Raw genomic sequence first — 22,764 nt, 5'->3', positions numbered from 1 at the left:
TGAAGTCACCGCTACGTCTCAGGACCGCCGGGCAGGGTTAGAAGCATGAAAGGGCGCTAATCATACCCGCTCTGAATGACCTTATAAAGACTGTGCTGGTTGAAATTCGAACAGTAATGTCACGGCGTGCCGGTTAAGCGTGCCTTCCGGGTTGCAGTTCAAGGGGTTACGAATCCGAGGGTATAGCTGACCGCCTGTTCGCCCGGATCAAGCATGCTCAGCGCCACGTGGATCGGTGTTTGCGGCGGCATCAGCCTGGCCCCAGCCAGTTCCCCGGAAAGATACTCCTCTGGGCGGAAGCGGCGGACGGCCACCTCGTGACCGTGGGTATCGGTGAATTGCATCCGCAGCACCGGGAAGGGCTGGGCGAATTCGGCCCGGTTGTAGATGATCACGTCGATAGCCAGCGCCCTGGGGAACTCCGGATGCGGACGCACCACCAGGTTGCTGCTGCGCAGCATGCTCACATCGACCCGCGCCGGCAGTTCACAGCCGGCCAGCAGGCACACGGTTTCCATCATCGGTCGGGTGCGTTCGTCGTGGGCCAGCTCGTCGAGGTTATAGAAAATGAACTGGCCAATCAGCGCGAGCGCGGCGAGGACGCTCAGGGTTGTCCAGAGCGCGGTATGTTTGCGCCGCCTGCGGGGAGGCCTGCGCTCATCGAGTAACAACGGCTCGTCATGGATATCAGGGATATCGAACTCGCCCAGTTCGGGCTCGGGTTCGGCCGCTGCGGCTTTGCGATCAAGCGGCTTGATCCTTGCCGGCGGCGCTTCGATTGGCGGGTCGTCGGGCTCATCGTCAAGCTCATGCCAGTCGAGCTTTGGCGTAATGTATTCGGGACGATCGCGCATGAAGATGCTGGGTTCATCATCTTCGTCCGTTACCGGTTCGTTCGTCACCGGGGGCAGCGCGGTCTCCTGTCGGCTTTTTTCCAGCGAGGGTGCGACCCAGCTGTCGAGGTCGTCATGTTCCTCAGCAGGTGGCGTAACGGGGGCCGCCGGTGGAACCTGGGTAGGCTCTTCATGCAGATCGAAATAGGGATCGGCTGGAGGTGACGTGCCTGCTTCATCTTCCTCTGGCTCATCTTGCGCAGCGGCCTCATCCCAGCGCTCGTCCGGCTCAGGTGCGCCGGGCATCACTGACACGGGTCTGACATCCTCAAGGGGGATGTCCACGATGTCCGGCGGGTTGACTTCATCGATCAGCGATTCATCAAGACCGAGCGCTTCGAAATCCAGTTCGTCGAGGTCCAGGTCATCATGGATGAGAAAATCATCCGGGTCGCTACGGGGAGAAATCGGCTCGGCCGGCGCTTCAGTGACTGCGTCTGGCTTGTCGTCAGCTGCTTGCTGCCGCTGCTGTTCGGCGGCTACCGCCAAGGCGTTGTAGACCTTCAGGCATGCACCGCAACGGACATTGCCTGCCGCCGCACGCAACTGTTCTTCAGACAGGCGGAAGCGGGTCTGACAATTCGGGCATTGTGTGACCAGCGTTGCGCTCATTTACCTGTGATCCTTAGGGTCTGTTGCCATTTCATCGCGAGCCGCGTTGCTGTGTCAAATGGCACCAGGCAAGGCGCGGGACGCAGGTAATGGTTGTTCCCTTGCCAAGTCCTGCAACGCCGCATGGCGTCATTTGACGCGCAACCCGAAGGGACGGGGCCCGTTTGCCGCAGCACTGCGTTACTCGTCGCTCATTTGGAACAACCAAACTTCACTCCTCGCGCCTTGCTCTGCATCAAGCGGGCCTCCGTCGCGGCCGCGATGAAACGGCAACAGACCCTAACTCCGCCGTTACCCGTTCTTCTTGCCGGCTGTGCGCCGGCAGACATCAACAGCCTATTGTGCCTCCATGCTGGCGACTGTGTCACGGTCGACGCATGCCACTGACCCTGATCCACCCGTCGCGATCGGCAATGGGAGCGAGTACGAAGGTGTCCCGATAGGCGGCAACGATTTCCTCGGTCTGCTCGGCGAGTATGCCGGACAGCGCGATCAGCCCCCCGGGCTTGACCAAGCTGGACAGTTGCGGAGCCAGTTTGACCAGCGGGCCGGCAAGTATATTTGCTACGACGATATCAGCCGGCTCGGGCGAAAGGTCTTCCGGAAGATACAAATCCAGCGATTGTTCAGGCAGGCCGTTACGCTGGGCATTGTCGCGCGATGCCTCAAGGGCCTGCGTATCGATATCAGTGCCGACGGCATGTTCCGCGCCGAGCAGCAAGGCGGCGATGGCCAGGATGCCGGAGCCGCAACCGAAGTCGATGACGCGTTTGCCCGCTATCGCAGTACCGTCCAGCCATTCGAGGCATAGCGCGGTGGTCGGGTGGGTGCCGGTACCAAATGCCAGACCCGGATCGAGCAGCAGATTGACGGCGTCCGGTTCAGGGGCGTCGTGCCAGCTCGGTACGATCCATAGCCGTTTACCAAAACGGATCGGCTGGAAGTTGTCCATCCAGCTCCGCTCCCAGTCCTGATCCGCAATGTCCTCGAACTCATATTCGGGCAGCGGGTGCTGCCAGCGCGACTGCAAGGTCTCGATCAGTGTCTGAGGGTTGGTACCCGCTTCGAACAGCGCCAGCAGATGGGTATTGGACCACAGCGGCGTGGTGCCCAGATCAGGTTCGAAGATGGGCTGGTCTTCGGCGTCCATGAAGGTCACAGAAACGGCATCCAGGCCGAGCAGGGCGTCTTCCAGCGATTCGGCTTGTTCAGGTTTGATGGCGAGGCGCAGTTGTAACCAGGGCATAACGGGTTCCTTCAGAAAAGAGGGTGGTGCTGAATGAAAAAACCGGAATGCAGTGGTCCGCATCCCGGCTTAGTCGATAAGCTCATTCTGGTTTCTAGCGAATCAGCTTATACCCAATTTATGCTCGAGGTAGTGGATGTTCACGCCCCCCTTGCAGAACTCGGGATCACGCACCAGCTCGCGATGGAGCGGGGTATTGGTCTTGATGCCGTCCACTACCAGTTCATCCAGCGCATTGCGCATGCGGGCCAGCGCTTCATCACGGGTCGCGCCGTAGGTGATCAGCTTGCCGACCAACGAATCGTAATTCGGCGGAACCTTGTAGCCGCTGTACAGGTGCGAATCGACCCGCACACCGTTACCGCCGGGCGCGTGGAAGAACGTGACCGTTCCCGGAGAGGGCATGAAGGTCTTGGGATCTTCGGCGTTGATCCGGCATTCGATCGAGTGGCCTCGAATGACCACATCCTCCTGGGTGATGCTCAGGGGGTTGCCCGCGGCGACCAGAATCTGTTCCTTGACGATGTCGATGCCGGTCACCATCTCGGAGATGGGATGTTCGACCTGGATCCGCGTGTTCATCTCGATGAAGAAGAACTTGCCATCCTCGTACAGGAACTCGAAGGTACCGGCGCCGCGGTAGCCCAGATCGATACAGGCCTGGACGCAGCGAGCCTGCACTTCAGCCCGAGCCTTTTCATCAATGCCCGGTGCTGGCGCTTCCTCGATGATCTTCTGGTGCCGGCGCTGTAGCGAGCAATCCCGGTCACCCAGGTGTACTGCGTGGCCCTGGCCGTCAGATAGAACCTGAACCTCGACGTGGCGCGGATTGGTCAGAAACTTTTCCATGTAGACCATGGAGTTGCCGAACGCCGCGCCCGCTTCACTGCGGGTCATGCTGATCGACTTCATCAGCTCGGACTCTTCATGCACGACGCGCATGCCGCGTCCACCACCGCCACCGGCGGCCTTGATGATCACCGGATAGCCGACGCGGCGTCCGGCCGCCAGGCATTCTTCTTCATCGTCAGACAGCGGGCCGTCCGAGCCGGGCACGGTGGGTACGCCGGTTTTCTTCATCGCAGCGATTGCCGACACCTTGTCGCCCATCAGGCGAATCACATCAGCGCTGGGGCCGATAAAGGTGAAGCCTGAACGCTCGATCTGTTCAGCGAAATCGGCATTCTCGGCGAGGAAGCCGTAACCCGGATGAATACCGTCGGCTCCGGTCACTTCAGCAGCGCTGATAATCGCCGGAATGCTCAGATATGAGTCGGTGGCAATGGCCGGACCGATACACACGGTCTCGTCAGCCAGCGCCAGATGCATGAGTTCACGGTCAGCCGTGGAATGCACGGCTACGGTCTTCAACCCCAGCTCCTTGCAGGCGCGAATGACGCGCAATGCAATTTCACCGCGGTTGGCTATAAGTACTTTTTGCATCGCAGCCTCCGGGCCGGGCTCAGGCGATGCTGAACAAGGGTTGATCGAATTCCACCGGCTGGCCGTTATCCACCAGGATGGCCTGAATCACGCCGCTCTTGTCGGCTTCGATGTGGTTCATCATTTTCATCGCTTCAACGATACACAGCACCTCGCCGACCTTGACCGATTGGCCAACTTCCGCAAATGACGGCGAGCTCGGGTCGGGGGAGCGATAGAAGGTGCCAACCATGGGCGAGCGAACCAGGTGACCGGCGGGCTCAGCGGGCGTCAGGTCAGCCGGCGGAGCAGCGGCGGCAGGCGCGGCAGCTGGAGCAGCCGGAGCCGCGGCGGGCGGGGCAGAAAAATAGTGCTGCGGGCCAGCCGGTTGCTTGCTGTGACGGCTGATGCGGACCGATTCTTCGCCTTCGTGAATTTCCAGCTCGTCGATGCCGGACTCTTCAAGGAGTTCGATGAGTTTCTTTACTTTGCGTATATCCATTGATGCATGCGCTCCAGAGCAGATTAGTCGCGTTCAGATTGTTCGATTCGGTGTACAGCCGCTTGCAGCGCCAGGTCGTAACCCTTGGCACCCAGCCCGCAGATGACGCCTTCAGCGATATCGGACAGGTAGGAGTGACGGCGAAAAGGTTCGCGTTTGTACACATTGGATAAGTGGACTTCGATGAATGGGATGCTCACAGCCAGCAATGCGTCACGTATTGCGACGCTGGTGTGAGTAAAGGCTGCGGGGTTGATCAGTATGAAATCGATAGCCTCATCCCGTGCAGCATGAATACGTTCGATCAGCTCGTGCTCTGCGTTGCTCTGCAGGCACAGCAAATGATGCCCCGCGGCGGTGGCTTGCTCGCGCAGGTGCTGGTTGATCTGTTCAAGGGTAGTGGCCCCGTAAACGCCTGGTTCGCGGGTGCCAAGAAGATTCAGATTGGGTCCATGCAGAACCAGAATGCTCGCCATGTCGTTCCCACAGTCGCTTTATTGTTGGCCGATTTTAGTGCTGACCGGACAGTCAGGTGCAAAAGGGCGATTTTGCAGCAATGCCGGCACGCTGTCCAGAATACGAAGGTTATCATCAGATGCCCGCATGATGTCAGCGTTAACGCCGAAAATTAGCGGGAGGCTGTACTTACACGCGCGAGGAACTCTTCTTGAGTCACTTCGCCTTGTATCCGGGCGGCGGAAACGTCCTGACCGTTAGCATCGAAAAACACAAAGGCAGGGGGCCCGAATAGCGACTGGGCTGAAAGCCATTCACGCTGGTCCGGGGTGTTGTCCGTCAGATCAAACTTTATGCGGGTGAAGCCGTCAAGCGCGCTGCGTACGCTCGGATCGCTGAGTACCTCGCGTTCAAACACCTTGCAGCTGATGCACCAGTCGGCGTAAACCTCGACCACAGCTGGCGCACCCGCGGCGCGGGCGTCGTCGAGTTGACGTTGCAGGGCAGCTTGATCGGTGACCCGCGTGAAATACGCGCTCGATGTTGCTGGGCCTGCCACTGACGTTCCAGTGAACGGCTGCAAGGGACGCAGTGGATCAAACCCGCCAGCCAGTGCGCCCAGCAGTGCTGCACCCGAATAGAAGGCGGCAAGCAAGGCCAGCGTCTGGCTCACCCGCCCTATACCGTTGCGCGGCGTCCGATCGAACAGGCCAAGCTGCACGGCAATACCGGCCGTCAGCGCCGCCCATAGCGCCAGGCTCACTGGGCCTGGAAGAATGCGCTCCAGTAGCCATATCGAGACACCCAGCAGGCCGAAGCCGAAGAGCTGTTTGACGTTGTCGAGCCAGGCCCCCGAGCGGGGGAGCAGGGCGCTGCCGAACACGGCGACCAGCAGTAGAGGCAGTCCCATGCCCAGTGCCAGCGCAAACAGACTGGCGGCGCCGCCCAGCGCATCGCCGGTGGCGCCGATATAGATCAGTGCGCCGGCCAGCGGTGCGGAAATGCAGGGAGAGACCACCAGCGTCGAAAGAACACCCATGACCGCCGCACCAGGTACCGAGCCGCCCCGCGTCCGGCTGCCCAGGCGTTCCAGCGGCTCGCGCATGAAGGCCGGCAGCCGCAGCTCGAAGAGTCCGAACATGGCCAGCGCAAAAACCACGAAAAATACGGCAAAAGTGCCAAGCACCCAGGGCGACTGCAGCCGTGCCTGAATATTCAGGGCGGCGCCAAACAGGCCAATCAGGGCGCCGACCAGGGCAAAGCTGATCGCCATACCCAGTACATAGCTGAGGGCGAGAATGAAGGCGCGTGTGCGATCGATATCCTTGCGACCCAGCACCAGGCTGGAGAGGATCGGCAGCATGGGTAACACGCAGGGGGTAAAGGTTAACCCCAGGCCGGCGACGAAGAACAGCAGTAGCGCCAGCTCAAACCGGTCGCCGGTAAGCAGATCCTGCATGCCGGGCGATCCAACGGCAGTGCCTGTGCCGGTCGCAGCGGCGGCATCGGATGCGGTGTTGCCTGCATCGGGAAGCTCGAGCACTACTGTCTCTGGCGGGTAGCAAAGGCCTGCGTCAGCGCAGCCCTGGAAACCCACTTCCAGCTGAGTGGCTGGGTCACTGCCGGGTGCCAGTTCAATCACTGCTTCTAGCTGGTCGTAATACACCTCGACATCGCCGAAATACTCATCAGTCTTGTGTTCACCATCCGGCAGGATCACCTGCGCAATGGTTCCGTCACCGCCCAGCAGCTTGAACGCCAGACGATGTCGGTAAAGGTAATATTCAGGCGCGATATCGAACTGCACCCGCAGCTGTGAATCGGTGACGTCGACTATGCCGGGGCGGAAGGCTTCGTGTACCGGCAGGAAATCTGACTGCCCACCGCTGCCATTCAATAACCCGCCGAGGCTCTGGTTGCTCGGAGAGGCAAACTGGCCCTGCGCGGTAGTGGCGGCCAACAGGCATAGCAAAAGCAACAGGCGACGCAACAGCATGATTAATCCGGATTGAAGAGCGAGCCGACATCATAATGCTTGGGGATCGACTTGCCGAGCGACAATCGGTCTCACCGCGTAGCGGGCCTGCATAATTTTCCGGAACTATTGAGGCGCCCGGGTTCAAAGCTCAATTAGGCGGCTGCGATGTGGAAACGCATGACCGGTGATATGCTGAGGGCAATCCACAGACAGGAGCGGGAAATGAAATTCGGGAACAGGGCATCCGGCTACTCAGACGGCGGTTTCAGGGCAAAATTCGGGACCGCGGTCGCCTATGGTAAGGGTACGCTCGGCAAGTTGATCCTCGGATTGCTGGTCGCGCTGTTGCTGATTTTGTTGATTGTTGGCTGGTACTGGAGCCGGGAACCGGGGCTGGAGCCCTTGGCGCCACCGCCATCGATCGAGGCACCGCAGGTTGTCGGCAGCACCACCGCGCGCACCGTGCATGGCTTGATGACCACCCTGCTGGACAAGCCGGGCGGTTTCCTGAGTAACGACATCATGCCGCCGGGTGTATGGCTGGATAACATGCCGAGCTGGGAGTTTGGCGTGCTGGTCCAGGTGCGCGATATGACGCGCGCCCTGCGCCGCGATATGGCTCGCTCACAATCGCAGTCCGCTGAAGACCCAAGCCTGGCGATTGCCGAGCCGCTGTTCAATTTCGATAACAACAGCTGGGCGTTGCCTGCCAGTGAAAGCGAGTACCGTCGTGGAATGGATGCCCTGTCTGATTACGTCACGCGACTGGAAGCAGGTGATGCGGAGTTCTATGCGCGCGCCGACAGCCTCGCCAGCTGGGTGGGTGACGTGAGTACCCGACTCGGCTCGCTGTCCCAGCGGTTGTCCGCCAGTGTCGGGCGCGCTGAGGTCACCGACGAAGGGCGCACCTACAAGCGCACGCGCTGGATGCGCATCGACAACGTGTTCTACGAAGCGCGCGGCTCTGCCTGGGCTCTAGTGCATCTGTTACAGGCGGTTGAGCGCGACTATGCCGAGGTGCTGGCGCGCAAGAATGCGCTGGTCAGCCTGCGACAGATTATCCGTGAACTGGAAGCTACCCAGCGGCCCATGCGTAGCCCAATGGTGCTCAATGGCAGCGGATTCGGCATGACCGCCAACCATTCGTTGGTCATGGCCAACTATCTGTCCCGCGCTAACGCGGCGATGATTGATCTGCGCCGTCTGCTCGAACAGGGGTAAAAGTGGATCGACAAGCAATAAAGGCCTATCTGGCTGCCTCCGAAGCCGAACAGGTCTACAGCGTAGACCGCCATGACAGCTTGCTGGACGTGGTGCCGCGGCATCAGGTGCAACGTGAACGATTGATCACCCGCTGCACCTATGTGTTCGTATTCAATACCCGTGGCGAGCTGTGCATGCATCGCCGGACGATGCATAAACGCCTCTACCCCGGGTATTGGGATGTGGCGGCGGGCGGCGTGGTCAGCGCAGGCGAAAGCTACCGCCAGGGCGCCGCGCGGGAGCTGAAAGAGGAGCTGGGCGTATCCGGTATTCCCCTGCGCGAGCATTTTCGCTTTCACTACAATGCGCGGGAAAGCCGGATCTGGGGCGGCGTATTCAGTTGCGTGTGGGACGGCCCGGTGCATATGCAGCCGGAGGAGGTCATGGCGGTTCGCTGGGTAGACCCGCGTACACCCTGGAAGCAACCGACCGAATGGTATTCGCCGGACTCATTGCTGGCGCTGGAACTCCTGTTGTCGAGACATATCCGGAATAATCTGCATGAGCAATAAACAGAAAGGTCTTCAGGCGTTGAGTGGCCTAGTTTATTCAACGGAAGCCGGGCGTATGTGTCCGGACTGCAGGCAGCCGCTCGATGCCTGTGTCTGCGGCGCGCCGACGCTGCCCGAGGGCGATGGCATCGCCCGGGTACGACGCGAAACCAAGGGTCGCGGGGGCAAGACGGTCACCACAATCATCGGCCTGCCTCTGGTTCCGGAAGAGCTCAAGGCGCTGGCCAAGCGCATGAAGACGCGCTGCGGTTGCGGCGGTGGGGTCAAGGACGGCGTGATCGAGATCCAGGGCGACCAGGCTGAACTGCTCTGCCAGTGGCTGATCGAGCAAGGCTTCAAGGCCAAGCGCGCGGGTGGCTGAGTTCTGTTGACGCGTAATCGCAGTCGCGAGGGAACCAGGCGCCTTGAATCTTGAATAAAGCCGAGCTGCTTTCCTGCTGGCGGCATCAGCCCACGCAGCGCAGGGTGTGGGCGCTCGCCGCACCGATGATTCTGTCCAATATCAGCGTGCCCCTTGTCGGTCTGGTCGATACCGCCGTGATAGGTCGAATGGATGCTGCCTATCACCTCGGCGGCGTAGCCGTGGGTGCCACCCTGATCACCTTCATTTTATGGGGTGCCGGTTTTCTGCGCATGGGCACTACCGGCTTTGCTGCCCAGGCTTATGGCCGTAGCGATGGCGATGCGCTGCGCCTGGTGCTGCTGCAATCGCTGTGGATGGCCTGTCTGATCGCGGTCGCGGTGTGGCTTCTCCAGGAACCGCTGTTCGCCGCCGGTGTGTATTTCCTCGACAGTAGCCCGCAGCTGCTGGAACAGGCGCGGCTGTATGTCGGGATTCGTCTACTGAGTCTGCCAGCCGCGCTGGGCAATTTTGTCCTGGTCGGCTGGTTTATCGGCGCGGGCAAAGGCCGCGCACCTCTTTTCCTTTTGCTCGCCGTCAACATTACCAACGTGCTGCTGAGTATCTGGCTGGTGGTAGGACTCGGTTGGGGCGTGGCTGGCGCCGCATGGGCCACCGTGATCGGCGACTATTGTGGATTTCTCTTGGGGCTGCTGTTGCTTGCGCCCGTACTCGCCGAGCTTCCGGGTCGGTTGCGCTGGCGTGCGGCCATGCGGTTACGTGGCGCCGCGCCCATGCTGCGAACCAGCCGCGACATTCTGATTCGCACCCTGGCGTTGCAAGCAGTGTTTTATCTGCTAATGCTGCAGGGTGCTCGGCTTGGGGATGAGATGGTTGCCGCCAATGCGGTGTTGCTGAATTTCCTGCTGATCACATCACATGGGCTTGATGGTATTGCACATGCGGTCGAGGCGCTGGGCGGTCAGGCGCTCGGTAAGCGCGACCGTGCAGGGTTGAAGCGGGTGCTGGTGGTCAGTCTAGGCTGGTCGCTGCTGATCGGGCTGGGCTTTGTGGTGGGGTTCAGCCTGTTCGGCGAGCTGATCATTGCGCTGTTGACGACTATTGAATCGGTGCGGGACACCGCCGGGCGTTATCTGCCGTGGATGGCATGGATGCCTTTGGTGGCAGTCTGGAGTTATGTGCTGGACGGGTTGTTCATCGGCGCAACGCGGGCCAGGGCAATGCGCAATGCCATGTTGATCGCCACAGTGCTGGTTTATCTGCCGGCGGCCTGGCTGCTGCTGGATCTGGCTAATCACGGGATATGGCTGGGCTTTCATTTGTTCATGCTGGCGCGCGGCGTGATCCTCGGGGGCTGGTTCTGGCATCTATGGCGATCCGATCGATGGATGCCGCGCTCGATTGGTTGATCAAAGATTGGCCGGGCGCAGCCACCAGTGCAGGTAACGACCCAGATGGCAGTACGCTGGATGCCGGCTGTAGAGTAGCTCCTGTTCAATGACGTCCTGCGCGTCAGCCTGTGACTTGAAGGGTTCGGGCATATAGTCATGGAATACACGGATGCCGCTCTGGTGGATGCGATCAAGTCCGGCACTCGTTGCCCATTCAAGCGCCTCGCGCGGGTCAAGCGGCTGTTGCGGTGTCAGGCTGCGCCCACCTTCGCCAGCCAGCTGGTTGCGCTTCAATTTGCGAAACTGGCCCTTGATCAGATTCTTGTAGATAAGCGCATCGCGGTTGTACAGCGCTAGAGAAACGGCGCCTTGGGGCGTCACCAACTGACGCAGATAGCCCATGGCTGCCGCTGGCTCGGCAAGCCACTCCAGCACCGCGTGACATATCACCAGATCAAAGGTCTGGCCCCGTTGCGGTAGATCCTGCAGCGGGGCCTGCAAATATTCGACCGGATAGGCGGATGGAATGCCATCGAGTCGCTCCCGCGCACCCTCAATCATCTCCGCCGAAGGTTCGCAAAGCGTTACACGGTGTCCGCGAACGGCCAGCCATTCGCTGATGTGCCCCAGCCCGGCACCGACGTCCAACACCCGTAACGACTGATCCGCCTCACCCAGCTCCCCGACCCATTCTTCCAAGTCACGGGTAAGCACCGCCAGGCGGATCGCACCCTTGGGGCCGGCGTATATCTTGCGCGCAAAATGCGCACCCAACTGGTCGAAGTAGCGGTCAGTCATGCCTAGAGCCTGTGCAAATGAAAGCTTTTATCAGCGAGCGCAATTTAACATTTCTGCGACGCGATATGCGCGGGGATCTTTTTTTATGTAGCTCCCGCTCTTCGAAAATAGGCAGGCATAATATTATTTATCGTCATCTCCGCAAAAAAGGGGGGGGCGGTTTCGATGATATTCAACGCGTAAAAAAAAGCACTGGACGTCGGGCTTTCTTTTTACAGACTGTTTGCGGCTAATTAGTCACTAAATTAAATAATTTAAGTTTATTGCTATTAAAAATTATAGAGCCTAGTTTGGGGGGTCAATTACGACACCTAATAAAGGGATTTGTATGAAAGCCAGCTTGATGTCTTTAGCTGTTGCAGCTGCTATTGTGGCTTGGACTCCCGCTACCTTTGCTCGCGAAGCCGTTGCGCTTCCTGGTGTGGTTGGAGCGGAAGGTGAACTTAACGGTGTCGATACCACAGGTAGTGGCTCGCTGAGCATTGCCGATGGTCAAAATATCAATACCAATGACGATCTCGGAGGCGCGTTTACTACTGATTCCCATAATACCGGAGAGCTGTTGTTCCTCGGTGACTCGGTGGTGACAGGGTCAACAGGACAGCCCGGAGTTCTGTTTCTAAATATCAGTGCCGGCGCTGCCGGTAAAACAGTTACCTTCGACGGAGATGTGTTCGCGACCACCACCCAGGTCAGTGGCGAAGGGACTGTCAATTTCAATGGCGATGTAATTTCAGCGCCCGTGTTTGTTGGTGATGGATTTCTTAACCTGGGAGCTGGCAAGCTGCTGACAGGCGCTATTACAACCAATACCGCCAATACCGGTACCTTGACGCTGAACAATGGCAGCCGCATAGACGGCGCTATCGGCGGCGCAAGTGGCTTGAAGCAGATCAACGTATCAGGTGGTGATGCGTTTATCACGGGCTCTGTACAAGCTCAGCACTTCAGTCTCGGTGCGAACACTCTGGCTATCACCGGAGCACTAACGACTAACGCCGCAGGCACCATTTCAACGTCCCTGGCGGGCGACACAAAATACGGTAATATTCAACCTTCCGGCTCTTCTAACATCAGTGCAGCCGGCATCACAGTGATCCCGAAAGTAACGGGTGTTATTACACCTGGCACTACCTTTACCATTGTGGGCGGCAAGTCGGGCACGAACGGCGCTACCGTAACTGTTCTCAATACCAACCCGCTTTATACCTTTTCGAGCGTGCCTACTACTACTGGCGATGTGCTTATCAAGGTTGAGTCGGTTTCGTTGGGCTCCCCTGTTGTCGATACGGTGGCCGGCGCATTGTTAGGTACGCCTGCTGTTGCGGGTTCCGATATCGAATCCGTTCAGGGCGCCGTGCTTTCTCTTTCCGACGCCGCGGCGGTCAAAAAAGCTCTGGTTCAGATGGCCCCAAGCAACACCAACCTGGCAGCCCCCTGGGTTGCAGGCGAGACAACCCGCCTGATGGGAGACATGTTGCATGCCCGCATGGACGATATCCACAACACAGGCTGTCTGAACGATGACCCCCGGAAGGCAGGAAGCTGTGTTCCTAACAGCCAGCAGAACAATTGGTGGGCCAAGACCTTTGGTAACCTGGCTAATCAAGGCAACATTAATGACAATCTAGGGTACGACGCTAACACCTACGGTCTTGTTCTGGGTTATGACCGCCCCGTGGCCGAGAATACCCGGGCCGGCGTCAACATTGGTTATGCAAACAGCAATATCGACGGTAATGACTCCTCGGGTGAGACCAGCATCGATTCGTATCAAGTGACTGGTTATCTGAATTACACTCCTGGTCCCTGGTATGTGCAGGGCGCTTTGACCGCAGGGGTGGATCGTTATGATGGTGAGCGTCAGATTGCCTTCGCAGATGTAAACCGGGTTGCCGATTCGGACTACGATGGTAAGCAGTATTCTGCTCTGTTGTCTGCCGGCAAGCATTTTTACTTTGAAAAGAACGTCACTGTTACACCTTTTGCTTCATTGCAGGCCTCGCGTATCAAGGTCGAAAACTTCAACGAGCGCGGCGCTGGTGCCTTGAACCACAGTGTGGATGATCAGGATTATGACCTTACTCGGTCAGGTCTGGGCGTCAAGATGGAGCGCTCCATTCGATCCGGCGCCTATACTTATGCTCCTGAAATGCACTTCAAGTGGTTGCATGACTTCAGTGATACCACTACAGAGCAGACTGCAGCGCTGAGCGGTGGTGGAGCGGCATTCAATGTAAAAGGCATAGAGCAGGATCGGAATCTTTATAACATAGGTGCGGGCGTTACGATGTTGTCCTGCAACTGTGAAAGCGATTCCTGGACGGTAAAGGGACAGTACGACTATAAGTGGAATGAAAGCGAATATAAGTCGAACCAGCTTTCACTCATAGCAAGTCTGCAGTTCTGATAGGCTATCAGCGAAGATAGCCTGCGGTGATCTATCCGATTTCGGGTAGGTCAGCGCAAAGGTCGAAAAGCAATGCCTGGTCAGGGTGTGGCCGAGATTAAGCTCGGTCGACGCCCTCTACCACCTCTCACAAATCCCACTATAAAATTCGCGCTCCCCATCGCGAGCTCTCGGTCACGCAACACCCGCCGGAGCATCAATATTGCCTATCAGCCGTTAATTTTCTGAAAAAGATAATACGCCTTTCCCTTCCTCTTCAGCTTTTTGCGATTCAAGCAGAAGCTCCGGGCATAAAAAAAGCCAGCTTGTGGCCGGCTTTTTAACTTGGCGAAACGCTTATTTTTGGTAAGCGTCTACTGCCTTAACAATTTCTGCGCGGGCTTCTTCAGCGCCGCCCCAGCGATCGATCTTGACCCATTTTCCTGTTTCGAGATCCTTGTAGTGCTCGAAGAAATGCTGGATCTGCTGGATCAGCAGTTCGGGTAGATCGGTGTATTCCTGAATATCCTGGTACAACACGCTGAGCTTGTCGTGCGGCACTGCAATAACCTTGGCGTCGCCGCCGCCATCATCGGTCATGTGCAGAACGCCAACCGGACGGCTACGAATCACCGAGCCAGGCGCTACGGGATGCGGGGTGACGACCAATACATCGAGCGGGTCGCCGTCGTCGGCCAGGGTATTGGGGATGTAGCCGTAGTTGGCTGGATAGAACATCGGAGTGGCCATGAAACGGTCAACGAACAGCACGCTGCTGTCCTTGTCGATCTCGTATTTGATCGGCGCGTGGTTCGCCGGGATCTCAATGGCGACATAGATGTCGTTCGGTATGTCTTTGCCTGCGGGGATCTGGTCGTAGCTCATGTGTTACCTGATTCGGGCATGGGGAAGTGGTTGCTGAACAGCCTGACTGAATATCGGGTCAGTTATTCTTCGGTCGCACCTGCAAAATCTTGGCCGGGATTATAGAGGCATTGACGCCATAGACCAAGCGCCGGACTATAAAACCATAGTCTAAGTACCCTTCGTAGCAGCAGGCCCCGTCGCGCTTGGTGGCGAAGAGCTCTGCCGTTACGAAAACTCTCGATCAGACCGAGAATTTCTCCAGCTTGCGCTCAACCGATACGTTTTTCAGACGCACGTAGTCGGGCATACCGTTAACGAAGGGTGGGAAGTCTTCACCCTGAATCAGCGGCGACAAATATTTGCGGCAGGCATCGGTGATATGAAAGCCATCCTCGGTGATGAAATCGCGCGGCATGAACTTCTCGACATTGGCCACGTTCTTCAGTGGCGCCTCGATGATATCCCACTCATAAGGGCTGTCTTGCAGGCGGCGGATTGCCGGCATGATGGCGTTCTTGCCTTCCAGCGCAATGCGCACCGCAGCCTGACCCAGGGCGTATGCCTGTTCCACGTCGACCTTGGCGGCAATGTGCCGAGCGGATCGCTGCAGATAGTCGGCCACGGCCCAGTGATACTTGTAGCCCAGTTCCTGCTGTACCAGCTTGGCGATGGTGGGGGCTACGCCGCCCAGTTGTGCATGACCAAAGGCATCAGTCAGCCCGGACTCGGAGAGGAACTTGCCGTCACCGTTCTTGATGCCTTCAGACACCCCGATCACGCAGTAACCATAGGTCTTGACGCACTCGTTGACCCGTGCCAGAAACGCCGTCTGATCAAACTCGATCTCGGGGAACAGCAGGATATGCGGCGGCTGACCTTCACCTTCATTGGCCAGACCACAGGCCGCGGTGATCCAGCCAGCGTGCCGGCCCATCACTTCGAGAATGAATACCTTGGTTGAAGTAGCGCACATTGACTCGACATCGAACCCGGCTTCGCGGATCGAGGTTGCCACATACTTGGCTACCGAACCGAAGCCCGGGCAGCAGTCGGTGATAGGCAGATCGTTGTCGACCGTTTTCGGTACGTGGATAGCCTGAATCGGATAGCCCATGGTCTCGGCCAGCTGGGAAACCTTGAGGCAGGTGTCGGCCGAGTCGCCGCCGCCGTTATAGAAGAAATAACCAATATCATGCGCCTTGAATACTTCAATCAGCCGCTCGTATTCAGCGCGGTTGGCTTCAACGCTCTTGAGCTTGTAACGGCAGGAGCCGAAGGCACCGGAAGGGGTATGACGCAGCGCTGCGATGTTTTCTTCCGATTCCTGGCTGGTATCAATCAGGTCTTCGGTCAGGGCGCCTATGATGCCGTTGCGGCCGGCGTACACCTTGCCAATCTTGTCCGGATGCTGGCGAGCTGTTTCGATTACCCCCGCTGCCGACGCGTTGATGACGGCGGTAACGCCGCCAGATTGGGCATAAAAGGCATTCTTGACTGTCATGCTGACTCCATGTTTTGAAAGCTGATGGCCTGGTGCAGATAGGCTCTCCCTGCAACGCCCGGCGGGCGCCGCGTTCAGCGGAGGTACTGCCTACGGCAAAATGGCGGCGATAATAGCGCAAAGCCGCACGCTTTGCATGGACCTCCGGCGGGCTGTAAGGTTGCATGGGTGTGCGTGATAGTATTCTCAGCAGCGCACCTCCACCTCTTTGGCAACCTGATTCTGGATAGACGATGCACCTGCATATTCTTGGTATTTGCGGCACTTTCATGGGGTCGCTGGCCCTGCTTGCGCGGGAGCTTGGGCATCAGGTGAGCGGCAGCGATGCCAACGTCTACCCGCCGATGAGTACCCAGCTTGAGACCCAGGGCATCCGCCTCATGGAGGGCTATCTGCCCGAGCATCTCGAGCCCGCGCCTGACCTGGTCATAATTGGTAACGCATTATCCCGCGGCAACCCCGCCGTCGAGCATGTGTTGGACAAGGGACTGCCCTATGTATCCGGCCCGGAATGGCTGGCGCGGCACGTGCTTCAGGATCGCTGGGTACTGGCAGTCGCCGGCACCCATGGCAAAACCACTACCTCCAGTTTGCTCGCCTGGATACTGGAAGACGCCGGCATGGCGCCGGGGTTCCTGATTGGTGGGGTGCCGCAGAATTTCGGTGTGTCCGCGCGACTTGGTGATACGCCCTTTTTTGTCGTGGAAGCGGACGAGTACGACAGCGCCTTCTTCGACAAGCGCTCCAAGTTCGTGCATTACCGGCCCCGCACGGCGATTCTGAACAATCTGGAGTTCGACCACGCGGATATCTTCGCGGACCTGGCGGCGATCGAGCGGCAGTTCCACCATCTGGTGCGAACGATTCCGGCGAGCGGGTTGATTATTTATCCCCATGGCGAAGCCGCATTGCAACGGGTCATCCAGATGGGCTGCTGGACGCCGACGCAAACCACCGGTGAGGGCGGCAACTGGCAGGCCAGACTGCTATCGGCCGACGGGTCACAATTTGAGGTTTGGCTTGACGGGGTATTGCAGGGTGTCGCCAACTGGTCGCAAACCGGGGACCACAGTGTCGCCAATGCATTGACTGCCATGGCTGCCGCGCGACACGTGGGTGTGACGCCGCAACAGGCGATCGCCTCGTTAGCTGAATTTCGCAGCGCCAAGCGGCGCATGGAAAAACTGCTCGAGGTGAATGATATCGTTCTGTATGACGATTTCGCGCATCACCCGACCGCCATCGCCACGACCTTGGCGGGGCTGCGCGCGCAAATCGGCGACGCGCAACTGATTGCAGTGATCGAACCACGTTCCAATACCATGCGCCTCGGCAGTCACATGGCTGCGTTACCCGCCAGCGTGTCGCAGGCCAGTGAAGTGATCTGGTATCAGCCCGAAGGGCTCGATTGGTCGCTGGACGCTGTAGTTGAAGAAAGTCCGGTGCCGGCACAGGTGGAAACCAGCATCGAGCGCATCATCGATAAGATCGTTACCAACGCCAGACCTGGGGCCCGGGTGGTGGTCATGAGTAACGGCGGCTTTGCCGGTATCCATCAACGCTTGGCGACAGCCTTGGTGGCGCGGCATGGATAATAGGCGCGTTACGCTGGCGGTGACCGGCGCCTCCGGTTCGCAATACGCGCTGCGGTTGCTGGAATGTCTGGTCCGGGCAGAGGTGGATGTATCCTTTCTGATTTCTCAGGCGGCTCAGCTGGTGGTCGCCACTGAAACCGAGCTGCAATTGCCGCCCAAACCGCAGGCGCTGGAAGCCTTTCTGACCGAATACTGTACCGCTCGGCCAGGGCAGATCCGCGTCTATGGCAAACAGGACTGGATGGCTCCGGTTGCCTCAGGCTCGGGGGCGCCGGCTTCGATGGTGGTGTGTCCCTGTTCGACCGGCACGCTGTCAGCGATTGCCACCGGCGCCAGTAACAACCTGATAGAACGTGCTGCAGATGTCGCGCTCAAGGAGCGTCGCAAGCTGATTCTGGTGCCGCGTGAGTCGCCTTATTCAACGGTGCATCTGGAGAACATGCTCAAGCTGAGCCAGATGGGGGCGGTGATTTTACCGGCCAGCCCCGGCTTCTATCACAAACCGCAGTCGGTGAACGACATGGTGGATTTTGTCGTGGCGCGCATACTCAATCAGCTGGGTATCGATCAGGATTTGCTGCCCGCCTGGGGCGAATGAGGGCGTCGAAAAGGATGCCGGGCCTGATGTGACCCGGCGCGCTACCTAGACGAAATACAGGCTCAGGCCTTCGGCGATGAAGGCCGGCTTGTCGACCCCTTCGATCTCCAGCGTCGAGCGCGCTTTTACCAGCCACTGACCGGGTTTCTTCTCGGTGACGTCCAGCACTTCGCTGTGCAGCCGCACGCGCGAGCCAACCCGTACCGGCTGGATAAACCGCAGGCTGTCGAGACCATAGTTGACGGCCATTTTCAGGCCTTCAGGCCGTAGAGCGATCTCGGCTGACAGAACCGGCAGCAGTGAAAGTGACAGGAAGCCGTGCGCAATGGTGCCGCCGAAGGGCGTCTGTTTGGCTTTTTCTTCGTCAATGTGGATGAACTGATGATCCCCGGTGCATTCGGCAAACTGGTTCACGCGTTCCTGATCGATCTGCAGCCACTCGGAATGGCCCAGATCTTTTCCAATGTAGGATGTTAACTCGGATACGGGTACGGCGGTCATAGCGTTCTCCATGGCGGCGATTGTTGTGGTCTCCCTGCGGAGTCGTACTGCATGGTTGCAACTGTGTGTGGTCCGGTCAATCGAGCGACCTGGTATATAGGTTTGCTGAATGACCTGACCGCCGTGCTTCGCTATCCTGAGACTAGAGACGCTTAACCGAGAGGCTGGAATGTCAGATCACTTTGCCCTGTTTCCTTTGAAAAGCGTGCTGTTGCCATCCTGCATCATGGATCTGCAGATATTCGAGGCACGCTATCTGGATATGATCAGTCGCTGCTTCAAACAGGATCGCGGCTTTGTTGTCGTCGGGCTTGAGTCCGGCCCTGAGACCGGGTCGGGCAACTTGAGATTCACTTCTCTGGGCTGTGAGGCGCGCATAATTGATTGGCAGCAACAGGATAACGGCTTGCTCGGCATCCGGATCCAGGGCCATCGGCGCGGCAAGATCCGGGACGTCGGAGTCGCCAATGATGGCCTGGTCACCGGTGGTATCGACTGGCTGGAGGAGTCTCCGGACATGGCGCCAACAGACGAGCATGCCGACCTGCTGGCGCTGCGCGACAGCCTGCTGCAGCACCCTATGGCAGCTGGCCTGGGGTTGCCATCGGTAGAGCACAGTCAGCAGGCGCTGGCTTACCAGCTGGCCTACCTGCTCCCTTTCAGTATTGATCAGAAGGCGGCGCTGTTGGCGATGGGTTCACCAGCTGCGCGGCTGGAGCAGATAACCGACTGGTTGCAGGCTCTGCAGTCTTGATTGCTCCTGTCTTTCTGCACGCTGAGTTGTCGATATTCGCCGCCAACACGAACCGCCAGCGCAGGGGCTGTCTAAAGCACTTTGCCCCTGAGCGAGGCTGGATATGACTACTCGAAAGCCTGTTTCCGATCGACCCTGCGATCACCATGGCAGCTCCACTGCCTCAACCCTTGCGCTGGTTACCGCTGCGCTTGCTGCCTCGGCAGCGGCGGCGCGTTATCGAACGATGCGTGCCGAAGAGGAAAACCCGCCGGCCGGACAGTTCGTCGAGGTCGAAGGTGTGCGGCTGCATTATGTCGAGCGGGGCTCGGGCGAGCCCTTGGTGTTGCTGCATGGTGCGGCCAGCATGACTGCCGATTTTCTACTCAGCCCCCTGGTGCAGATGGCCGCCGAGCGGTATCGGGTCATCATCTTTGATCGCCCCGGCTACGGTTACAGCGAGCGGCCACGTTCCACCGTATGGGGTCCCGTCACACAGGCTGCGCTGTTTGAGCAGGCGTTTCGCCAACTGGATATAGACCAGCCAATCGTATTGGGACATTCCTGGGGCGCGCTAGTCGCGCTAGCGCTGGGGCTGGAATTCCCCCAATCAATGAAAGGCCTGGTGCTGATGAGTGGCTATTTGTATCCGACACGCCGGCCGGAGATTGCCCTGACCAAAATCACCGGCGTTCCGCTGCTGGGCGATCTCTTGCGTTATACCTTGTCGCCGTGGCTGGTGCGCTCTGTCTGGGGGTTGGGCCTGAAGAATATCTTTGCCCCGGGCCCAGTGCCGGCGCACTTCAGACAATTTCCGGTGTGGCTGAGTTTGCGTCCATTACCACTGCGTACAGCAGCTGAGGAGTTTGCGTTACTCAATCCTGCCACGGATAGTCTGCATGGCCGCTATGCTGACCTCGAACCACCCTGCGTGATCCTTTCCGGGGACGGTGATCGTGTGCTCAATCCAGAGGATCATTCGGCGCGTCTGCATGCGGAGCTGCCCGACTCGGATTACTGGGTGATTCCGGGAGTTGGGCACATGCCACACCATGTCGAGCCGCAGCAGGTGATGGCCGCGATTGATCTGGCGACCGAGAAGGCCGCTGATCGCAGCTAGTGCACACTGCGCAAGGCTAGAGCGGGCCGGTCAGCAACAGTAGGAAGGCAATCAGCGGACTGAGGGGGAGCAGGTATCGCAGGGCAATCTGCGGGGCGCCCATTATCGCCCCCCGATCCACTAGCCACAGACCGAACTGGCTTGCTGCGCCGGCCAGCAGTAGCGCATCCAGAGCGATCAATGGCGACGTTGTCAGGCTTATCAGCGCCGAGCCGATCAGCAGTGCGCACATAGGTACCAGATAGATCAGCCAGGCGGCCCGGTGCCAGAAGCTCTGGTCGCGGTTGCAAATGATCGTTACCGCCATGCTCAGGGTAAGCGCGCTCGACAGGATCATGCCTTCATAGGTCAAGCCGGGCAGCCAGGCGAAGGCGATGCAGATAACCATGCTCAACAGACAATAGGCGAGCTGCCGCCAGTGCCGTAATAGCACCAGCGGGATGACGATCAGCATGCCTAGCAGCGCGGGATAGACAGGTGAGATCAGCGTTGTGACCGATGCCGTGAGGGCTTCGACGCTGGCGGCGTAGCCGGCGAGCCAGGTGGTCGCAGTGAGCTCTGCTATCGCAAACCAGGGGCGGGCGAAGTGCAGCAGCGGGACGCTGATCAGGGTCAGTGCCCCGGCGGCGAAAGGCGACCAGCGCTCCTGAAGACGCAGCAGGGTCAGCAGCACGAGCCCAAGCACCGCCAGCGCTGCAAGCAGACCCAGTGCCTGGGCCCAGAAGAATTCGGGTACCGGCCAGCGCAGGGCGCGCCCGGCATAGAATCCGGGCAGGACGTAGGCCGGCGCCCAGGCGAGGGCGGACAACAGATTGACCAGCACGAAGCGCCACACGGGCATGTCGAACATGCCGGCGACCATCGGAATGATCGGGCGTATCGGTCCGACAAAGCGGCCTATCAGGATACTGAGGACGCCATAGTGGCGGAAGAAGCGCTCGCCGCGATCGATCCATTGGGGGTGACGGCGGAATAGTGACAGCCGGCGGATGTCCTGGTGAAACACCCGGCCCAGCGCGAAGCTCAGCAGATCGCCAATCACCGCGCCGGCAAATGCCCAGGCGAGGGCAACGGACACGCTTAGATCCCCACCCCCGGCCATGGCAGTGGCGGCGAGCATCAATACGACCCCCGGTACCAGCAGGCCTGCGATGGCGAGGGACTCAACCAGAGCAATCAGGAAAATAGCCAAGCCCAGCCATTGTGAGTGCGTGCTGAGCCAGGCCATCAACGCCTCAATCAAGTTTGCAGACTCCGGCGCTTCCGAGATAGTGGTAGTGCTCACCCTCCAGACGGGTGCGGCCAAGTGGGTTACGGGTGCAGTGCCGCGCATAGTCGGCGTCGACAAAGCGGTACAGCAGGTGTTCATCGCGTCCGGTCGGAATACCCAGGCGGGTGGTCTGAATGATCTCGGCGGGCCGGTAGTCGTCATCGTCAACGAAGAAACGTGAGGTATCGAACTGCTGCGCCGTCCACTCCGGTACTTTCAGTCTCAGCGCCTTGCACAGCAGAGTTTGTCCGGCGCAAAGTTTTTCCAGCGGACGTTGCTCACCATTTCGCGCGGGATTGAGTCTGTGCATCAAGGCGAGACTTTCCGGGCCGCTGATGGCGTCGGTAACCGGATACGCTGACTTGATCAGGACCGCGTTGCCGGGACCGGCGGCGCTTATATTCAGTGAGTCGCCACCGCGAGCGTAATACATGTAGATGGTGCCACCGTCCATGAACAGTGCTCGTCGGGTGTGGGTGTAGCCAAGGGAGGCGTGGCTGCCCTTGTCTTCAAGCTTGTAGGCTTCCGTCTCGATGATGCGCGCGGACAGCCAGAGCCCGTCCACCTTGTGACGGATGACTTTGCCGAGCAACTCGACAGCCACCTGCCGAGATTCGCGATGGAAAAAACTGTCTGCCAACGGTCGGGCAGAGGGCCAGGGAAGATCAGTAGCTGACATATCCGAGATCATAGCAGGTTCGCCCTGTCCAGCACCCTGGCGGACCGCTATAATGCGGCTTTTGTTCCGGCAGGCAT

At 59.0% G+C, this 22,764-nt stretch carries 21 protein-coding genes; 9 read left to right on the top strand and 12 right to left on the bottom strand.

What is annotated here, in order from left to right:
- Positions 1–158 precede the first annotated feature (158 nt).
- The 6 genes from FHK95_RS02565 to dsbD form a co-directional block, all read right to left on the bottom strand.
- Positions 159–1,505 (bottom strand): DUF3426 domain-containing protein, encoded by a 1,347-nt coding sequence (locus FHK95_RS02565; RefSeq protein ID WP_150303043.1) that lies wholly within the window; start codon positions 1,503–1,505, stop codon positions 159–161.
- 364 nt (positions 1,506–1,869) lie between these two features.
- Positions 1,870–2,751 carry a 50S ribosomal protein L11 methyltransferase gene (prmA, locus tag FHK95_RS02555; protein ID WP_150303041.1) on the bottom strand — a complete coding sequence of 294 codons (882 nt, stop codon included), beginning with the start codon at positions 2,749–2,751 and terminating at the stop codon, positions 1,870–1,872.
- A 102-nt stretch (positions 2,752–2,853) separates the two neighbouring features.
- Positions 2,854–4,194 carry an acetyl-CoA carboxylase biotin carboxylase subunit gene (gene accC / locus FHK95_RS02550; RefSeq protein WP_150303040.1) on the bottom strand — a complete coding sequence of 447 codons (1,341 nt, stop codon included), beginning with the start codon at positions 4,192–4,194 and terminating at the stop codon, positions 2,854–2,856.
- A 19-nt stretch (positions 4,195–4,213) separates the two neighbouring features.
- Positions 4,214–4,675, bottom strand: a complete 462-nt coding sequence (gene accB, locus FHK95_RS02545; RefSeq protein WP_150303039.1) for an acetyl-CoA carboxylase biotin carboxyl carrier protein — start codon at positions 4,673–4,675, stop codon at positions 4,214–4,216.
- A 23-nt stretch (positions 4,676–4,698) separates the two neighbouring features.
- Entirely contained in the window at positions 4,699–5,151 is a 453-nt protein-coding gene (aroQ, locus tag FHK95_RS02540) for a type II 3-dehydroquinate dehydratase (protein ID WP_150303038.1), read from the bottom strand.
- A gap of 152 nt (positions 5,152–5,303) precedes the next feature.
- On the bottom strand, positions 5,304–7,127 hold the full coding sequence (gene dsbD, locus FHK95_RS02535) for a protein-disulfide reductase DsbD (protein WP_235906694.1): 1,824 nt from the start codon (positions 7,125–7,127) through the stop codon (positions 5,304–5,306).
- Between the two features lie 204 nt (positions 7,128–7,331).
- Between dsbD and FHK95_RS02530 the strand changes: the two genes are divergently transcribed.
- The 4 genes from FHK95_RS02530 to FHK95_RS02515 are packed head-to-tail and all read left to right on the top strand — an operon-like array spanning position 7,332 to position 10,654.
- Positions 7,332–8,330 (top strand): DUF2333 family protein, encoded by a 999-nt coding sequence (locus FHK95_RS02530; RefSeq protein WP_150303037.1) that lies wholly within the window; start codon positions 7,332–7,334, stop codon positions 8,328–8,330.
- Positions 8,331–8,332: 2 nt separating this feature from the next.
- On the top strand, positions 8,333–8,884 hold the full coding sequence (locus tag FHK95_RS02525; RefSeq protein WP_150303036.1) for an NUDIX hydrolase: 552 nt from the start codon (positions 8,333–8,335) through the stop codon (positions 8,882–8,884).
- Complete coding sequence (locus FHK95_RS02520) at positions 8,874–9,245, top strand: translation initiation factor Sui1 (RefSeq protein ID WP_150303035.1); 372 nt, start codon at positions 8,874–8,876, stop codon at positions 9,243–9,245. Before FHK95_RS02525 ends, FHK95_RS02520 begins: the two co-directional genes overlap by 11 nt.
- A 50-nt stretch (positions 9,246–9,295) precedes the next feature.
- On the top strand, positions 9,296–10,654 hold the full coding sequence (locus tag FHK95_RS02515; RefSeq protein ID WP_235906693.1) for an MATE family efflux transporter: 1,359 nt from the start codon (positions 9,296–9,298) through the stop codon (positions 10,652–10,654).
- Here FHK95_RS02515 and FHK95_RS02510 read toward each other — a convergent pair whose 3' ends face one another.
- Entirely contained in the window at positions 10,655–11,434 is a 780-nt protein-coding gene (locus tag FHK95_RS02510; protein ID WP_150303034.1) for a methyltransferase domain-containing protein, read from the bottom strand.
- Positions 11,435–11,762: 328 nt separating this feature from the next.
- On the opposite strand from FHK95_RS02510, the gene FHK95_RS02505 reads away from it, so the two are divergent.
- Positions 11,763–13,844: an autotransporter family protein gene (locus FHK95_RS02505; protein ID WP_150303033.1), complete on the top strand. Its 2,082-nt coding sequence runs from the start codon at positions 11,763–11,765 to the stop codon at positions 13,842–13,844.
- 336 nt (positions 13,845–14,180) lie between these two features.
- Here FHK95_RS02505 and ppa read toward each other — a convergent pair whose 3' ends face one another.
- On the bottom strand, positions 14,181–14,708 hold the full coding sequence (ppa, locus tag FHK95_RS02500) for an inorganic diphosphatase (RefSeq protein WP_150303032.1): 528 nt from the start codon (positions 14,706–14,708) through the stop codon (positions 14,181–14,183).
- A gap of 223 nt (positions 14,709–14,931) precedes the next feature.
- Complete coding sequence (locus FHK95_RS02495) at positions 14,932–16,191, bottom strand: 6-phosphofructokinase (protein WP_150303031.1); 1,260 nt, start codon at positions 16,189–16,191, stop codon at positions 14,932–14,934.
- Positions 16,192–16,424: 233 nt separating this feature from the next.
- On the opposite strand from FHK95_RS02495, the gene mpl reads away from it, so the two are divergent.
- Positions 16,425–17,786 (top strand): UDP-N-acetylmuramate:L-alanyl-gamma-D-glutamyl-meso-diaminopimelate ligase, encoded by a 1,362-nt coding sequence (mpl, locus tag FHK95_RS02490; protein ID WP_150303030.1) that lies wholly within the window; start codon positions 16,425–16,427, stop codon positions 17,784–17,786.
- Positions 17,779–18,384: a flavin prenyltransferase UbiX gene (locus FHK95_RS02485; protein ID WP_150303029.1), complete on the top strand. Its 606-nt coding sequence runs from the start codon at positions 17,779–17,781 to the stop codon at positions 18,382–18,384. Before mpl ends, FHK95_RS02485 begins: the two co-directional genes overlap by 8 nt.
- A gap of 45 nt (positions 18,385–18,429) precedes the next feature.
- Here FHK95_RS02485 and FHK95_RS02480 read toward each other — a convergent pair whose 3' ends face one another.
- Entirely contained in the window at positions 18,430–18,885 is a 456-nt protein-coding gene (locus FHK95_RS02480; RefSeq protein WP_150303028.1) for a MaoC family dehydratase, read from the bottom strand.
- A gap of 169 nt (positions 18,886–19,054) precedes the next feature.
- On the opposite strand from FHK95_RS02480, the gene FHK95_RS02475 reads away from it, so the two are divergent.
- Both FHK95_RS02475 and FHK95_RS02470 read left to right on the top strand, forming a co-directional pair.
- A complete protein-coding gene (locus FHK95_RS02475; RefSeq protein ID WP_150303027.1) occupies positions 19,055–19,639 on the top strand; it encodes an LON peptidase substrate-binding domain-containing protein in 585 nt (194 codons plus the stop codon).
- A 103-nt stretch (positions 19,640–19,742) separates the two neighbouring features.
- The gene (locus tag FHK95_RS02470; protein WP_150303026.1) at positions 19,743–20,738 is read left to right on the top strand and encodes an alpha/beta fold hydrolase; all 996 of its coding nucleotides are present in this window, start codon (positions 19,743–19,745) and stop codon (positions 20,736–20,738) included.
- Positions 20,739–20,754: 16 nt separating this feature from the next.
- Here FHK95_RS02470 and FHK95_RS02465 read toward each other — a convergent pair whose 3' ends face one another.
- A complete protein-coding gene (locus tag FHK95_RS02465) occupies positions 20,755–21,981 on the bottom strand; it encodes a DedA family protein (RefSeq protein WP_178114687.1) in 1,227 nt (408 codons plus the stop codon).
- A complete protein-coding gene (locus FHK95_RS02460) occupies positions 21,974–22,687 on the bottom strand; it encodes a DNA-3-methyladenine glycosylase (RefSeq protein WP_150303024.1) in 714 nt (237 codons plus the stop codon). The genes FHK95_RS02465 and FHK95_RS02460 overlap by 8 nt, the downstream gene beginning before the upstream one ends.
- Positions 22,688–22,764 lie beyond the last annotated feature (77 nt).

This window comes from Pseudomonas saliphila (assembly GCF_008638345.1).
GTDB classification, from domain to species: Bacteria; Pseudomonadota; Gammaproteobacteria; order Pseudomonadales; family Pseudomonadaceae; genus Halopseudomonas; species Halopseudomonas saliphila.
Note: the sequence above shows the minus strand (reverse complement) of the source record. Positions and strands in the feature narration are given on the sequence as shown.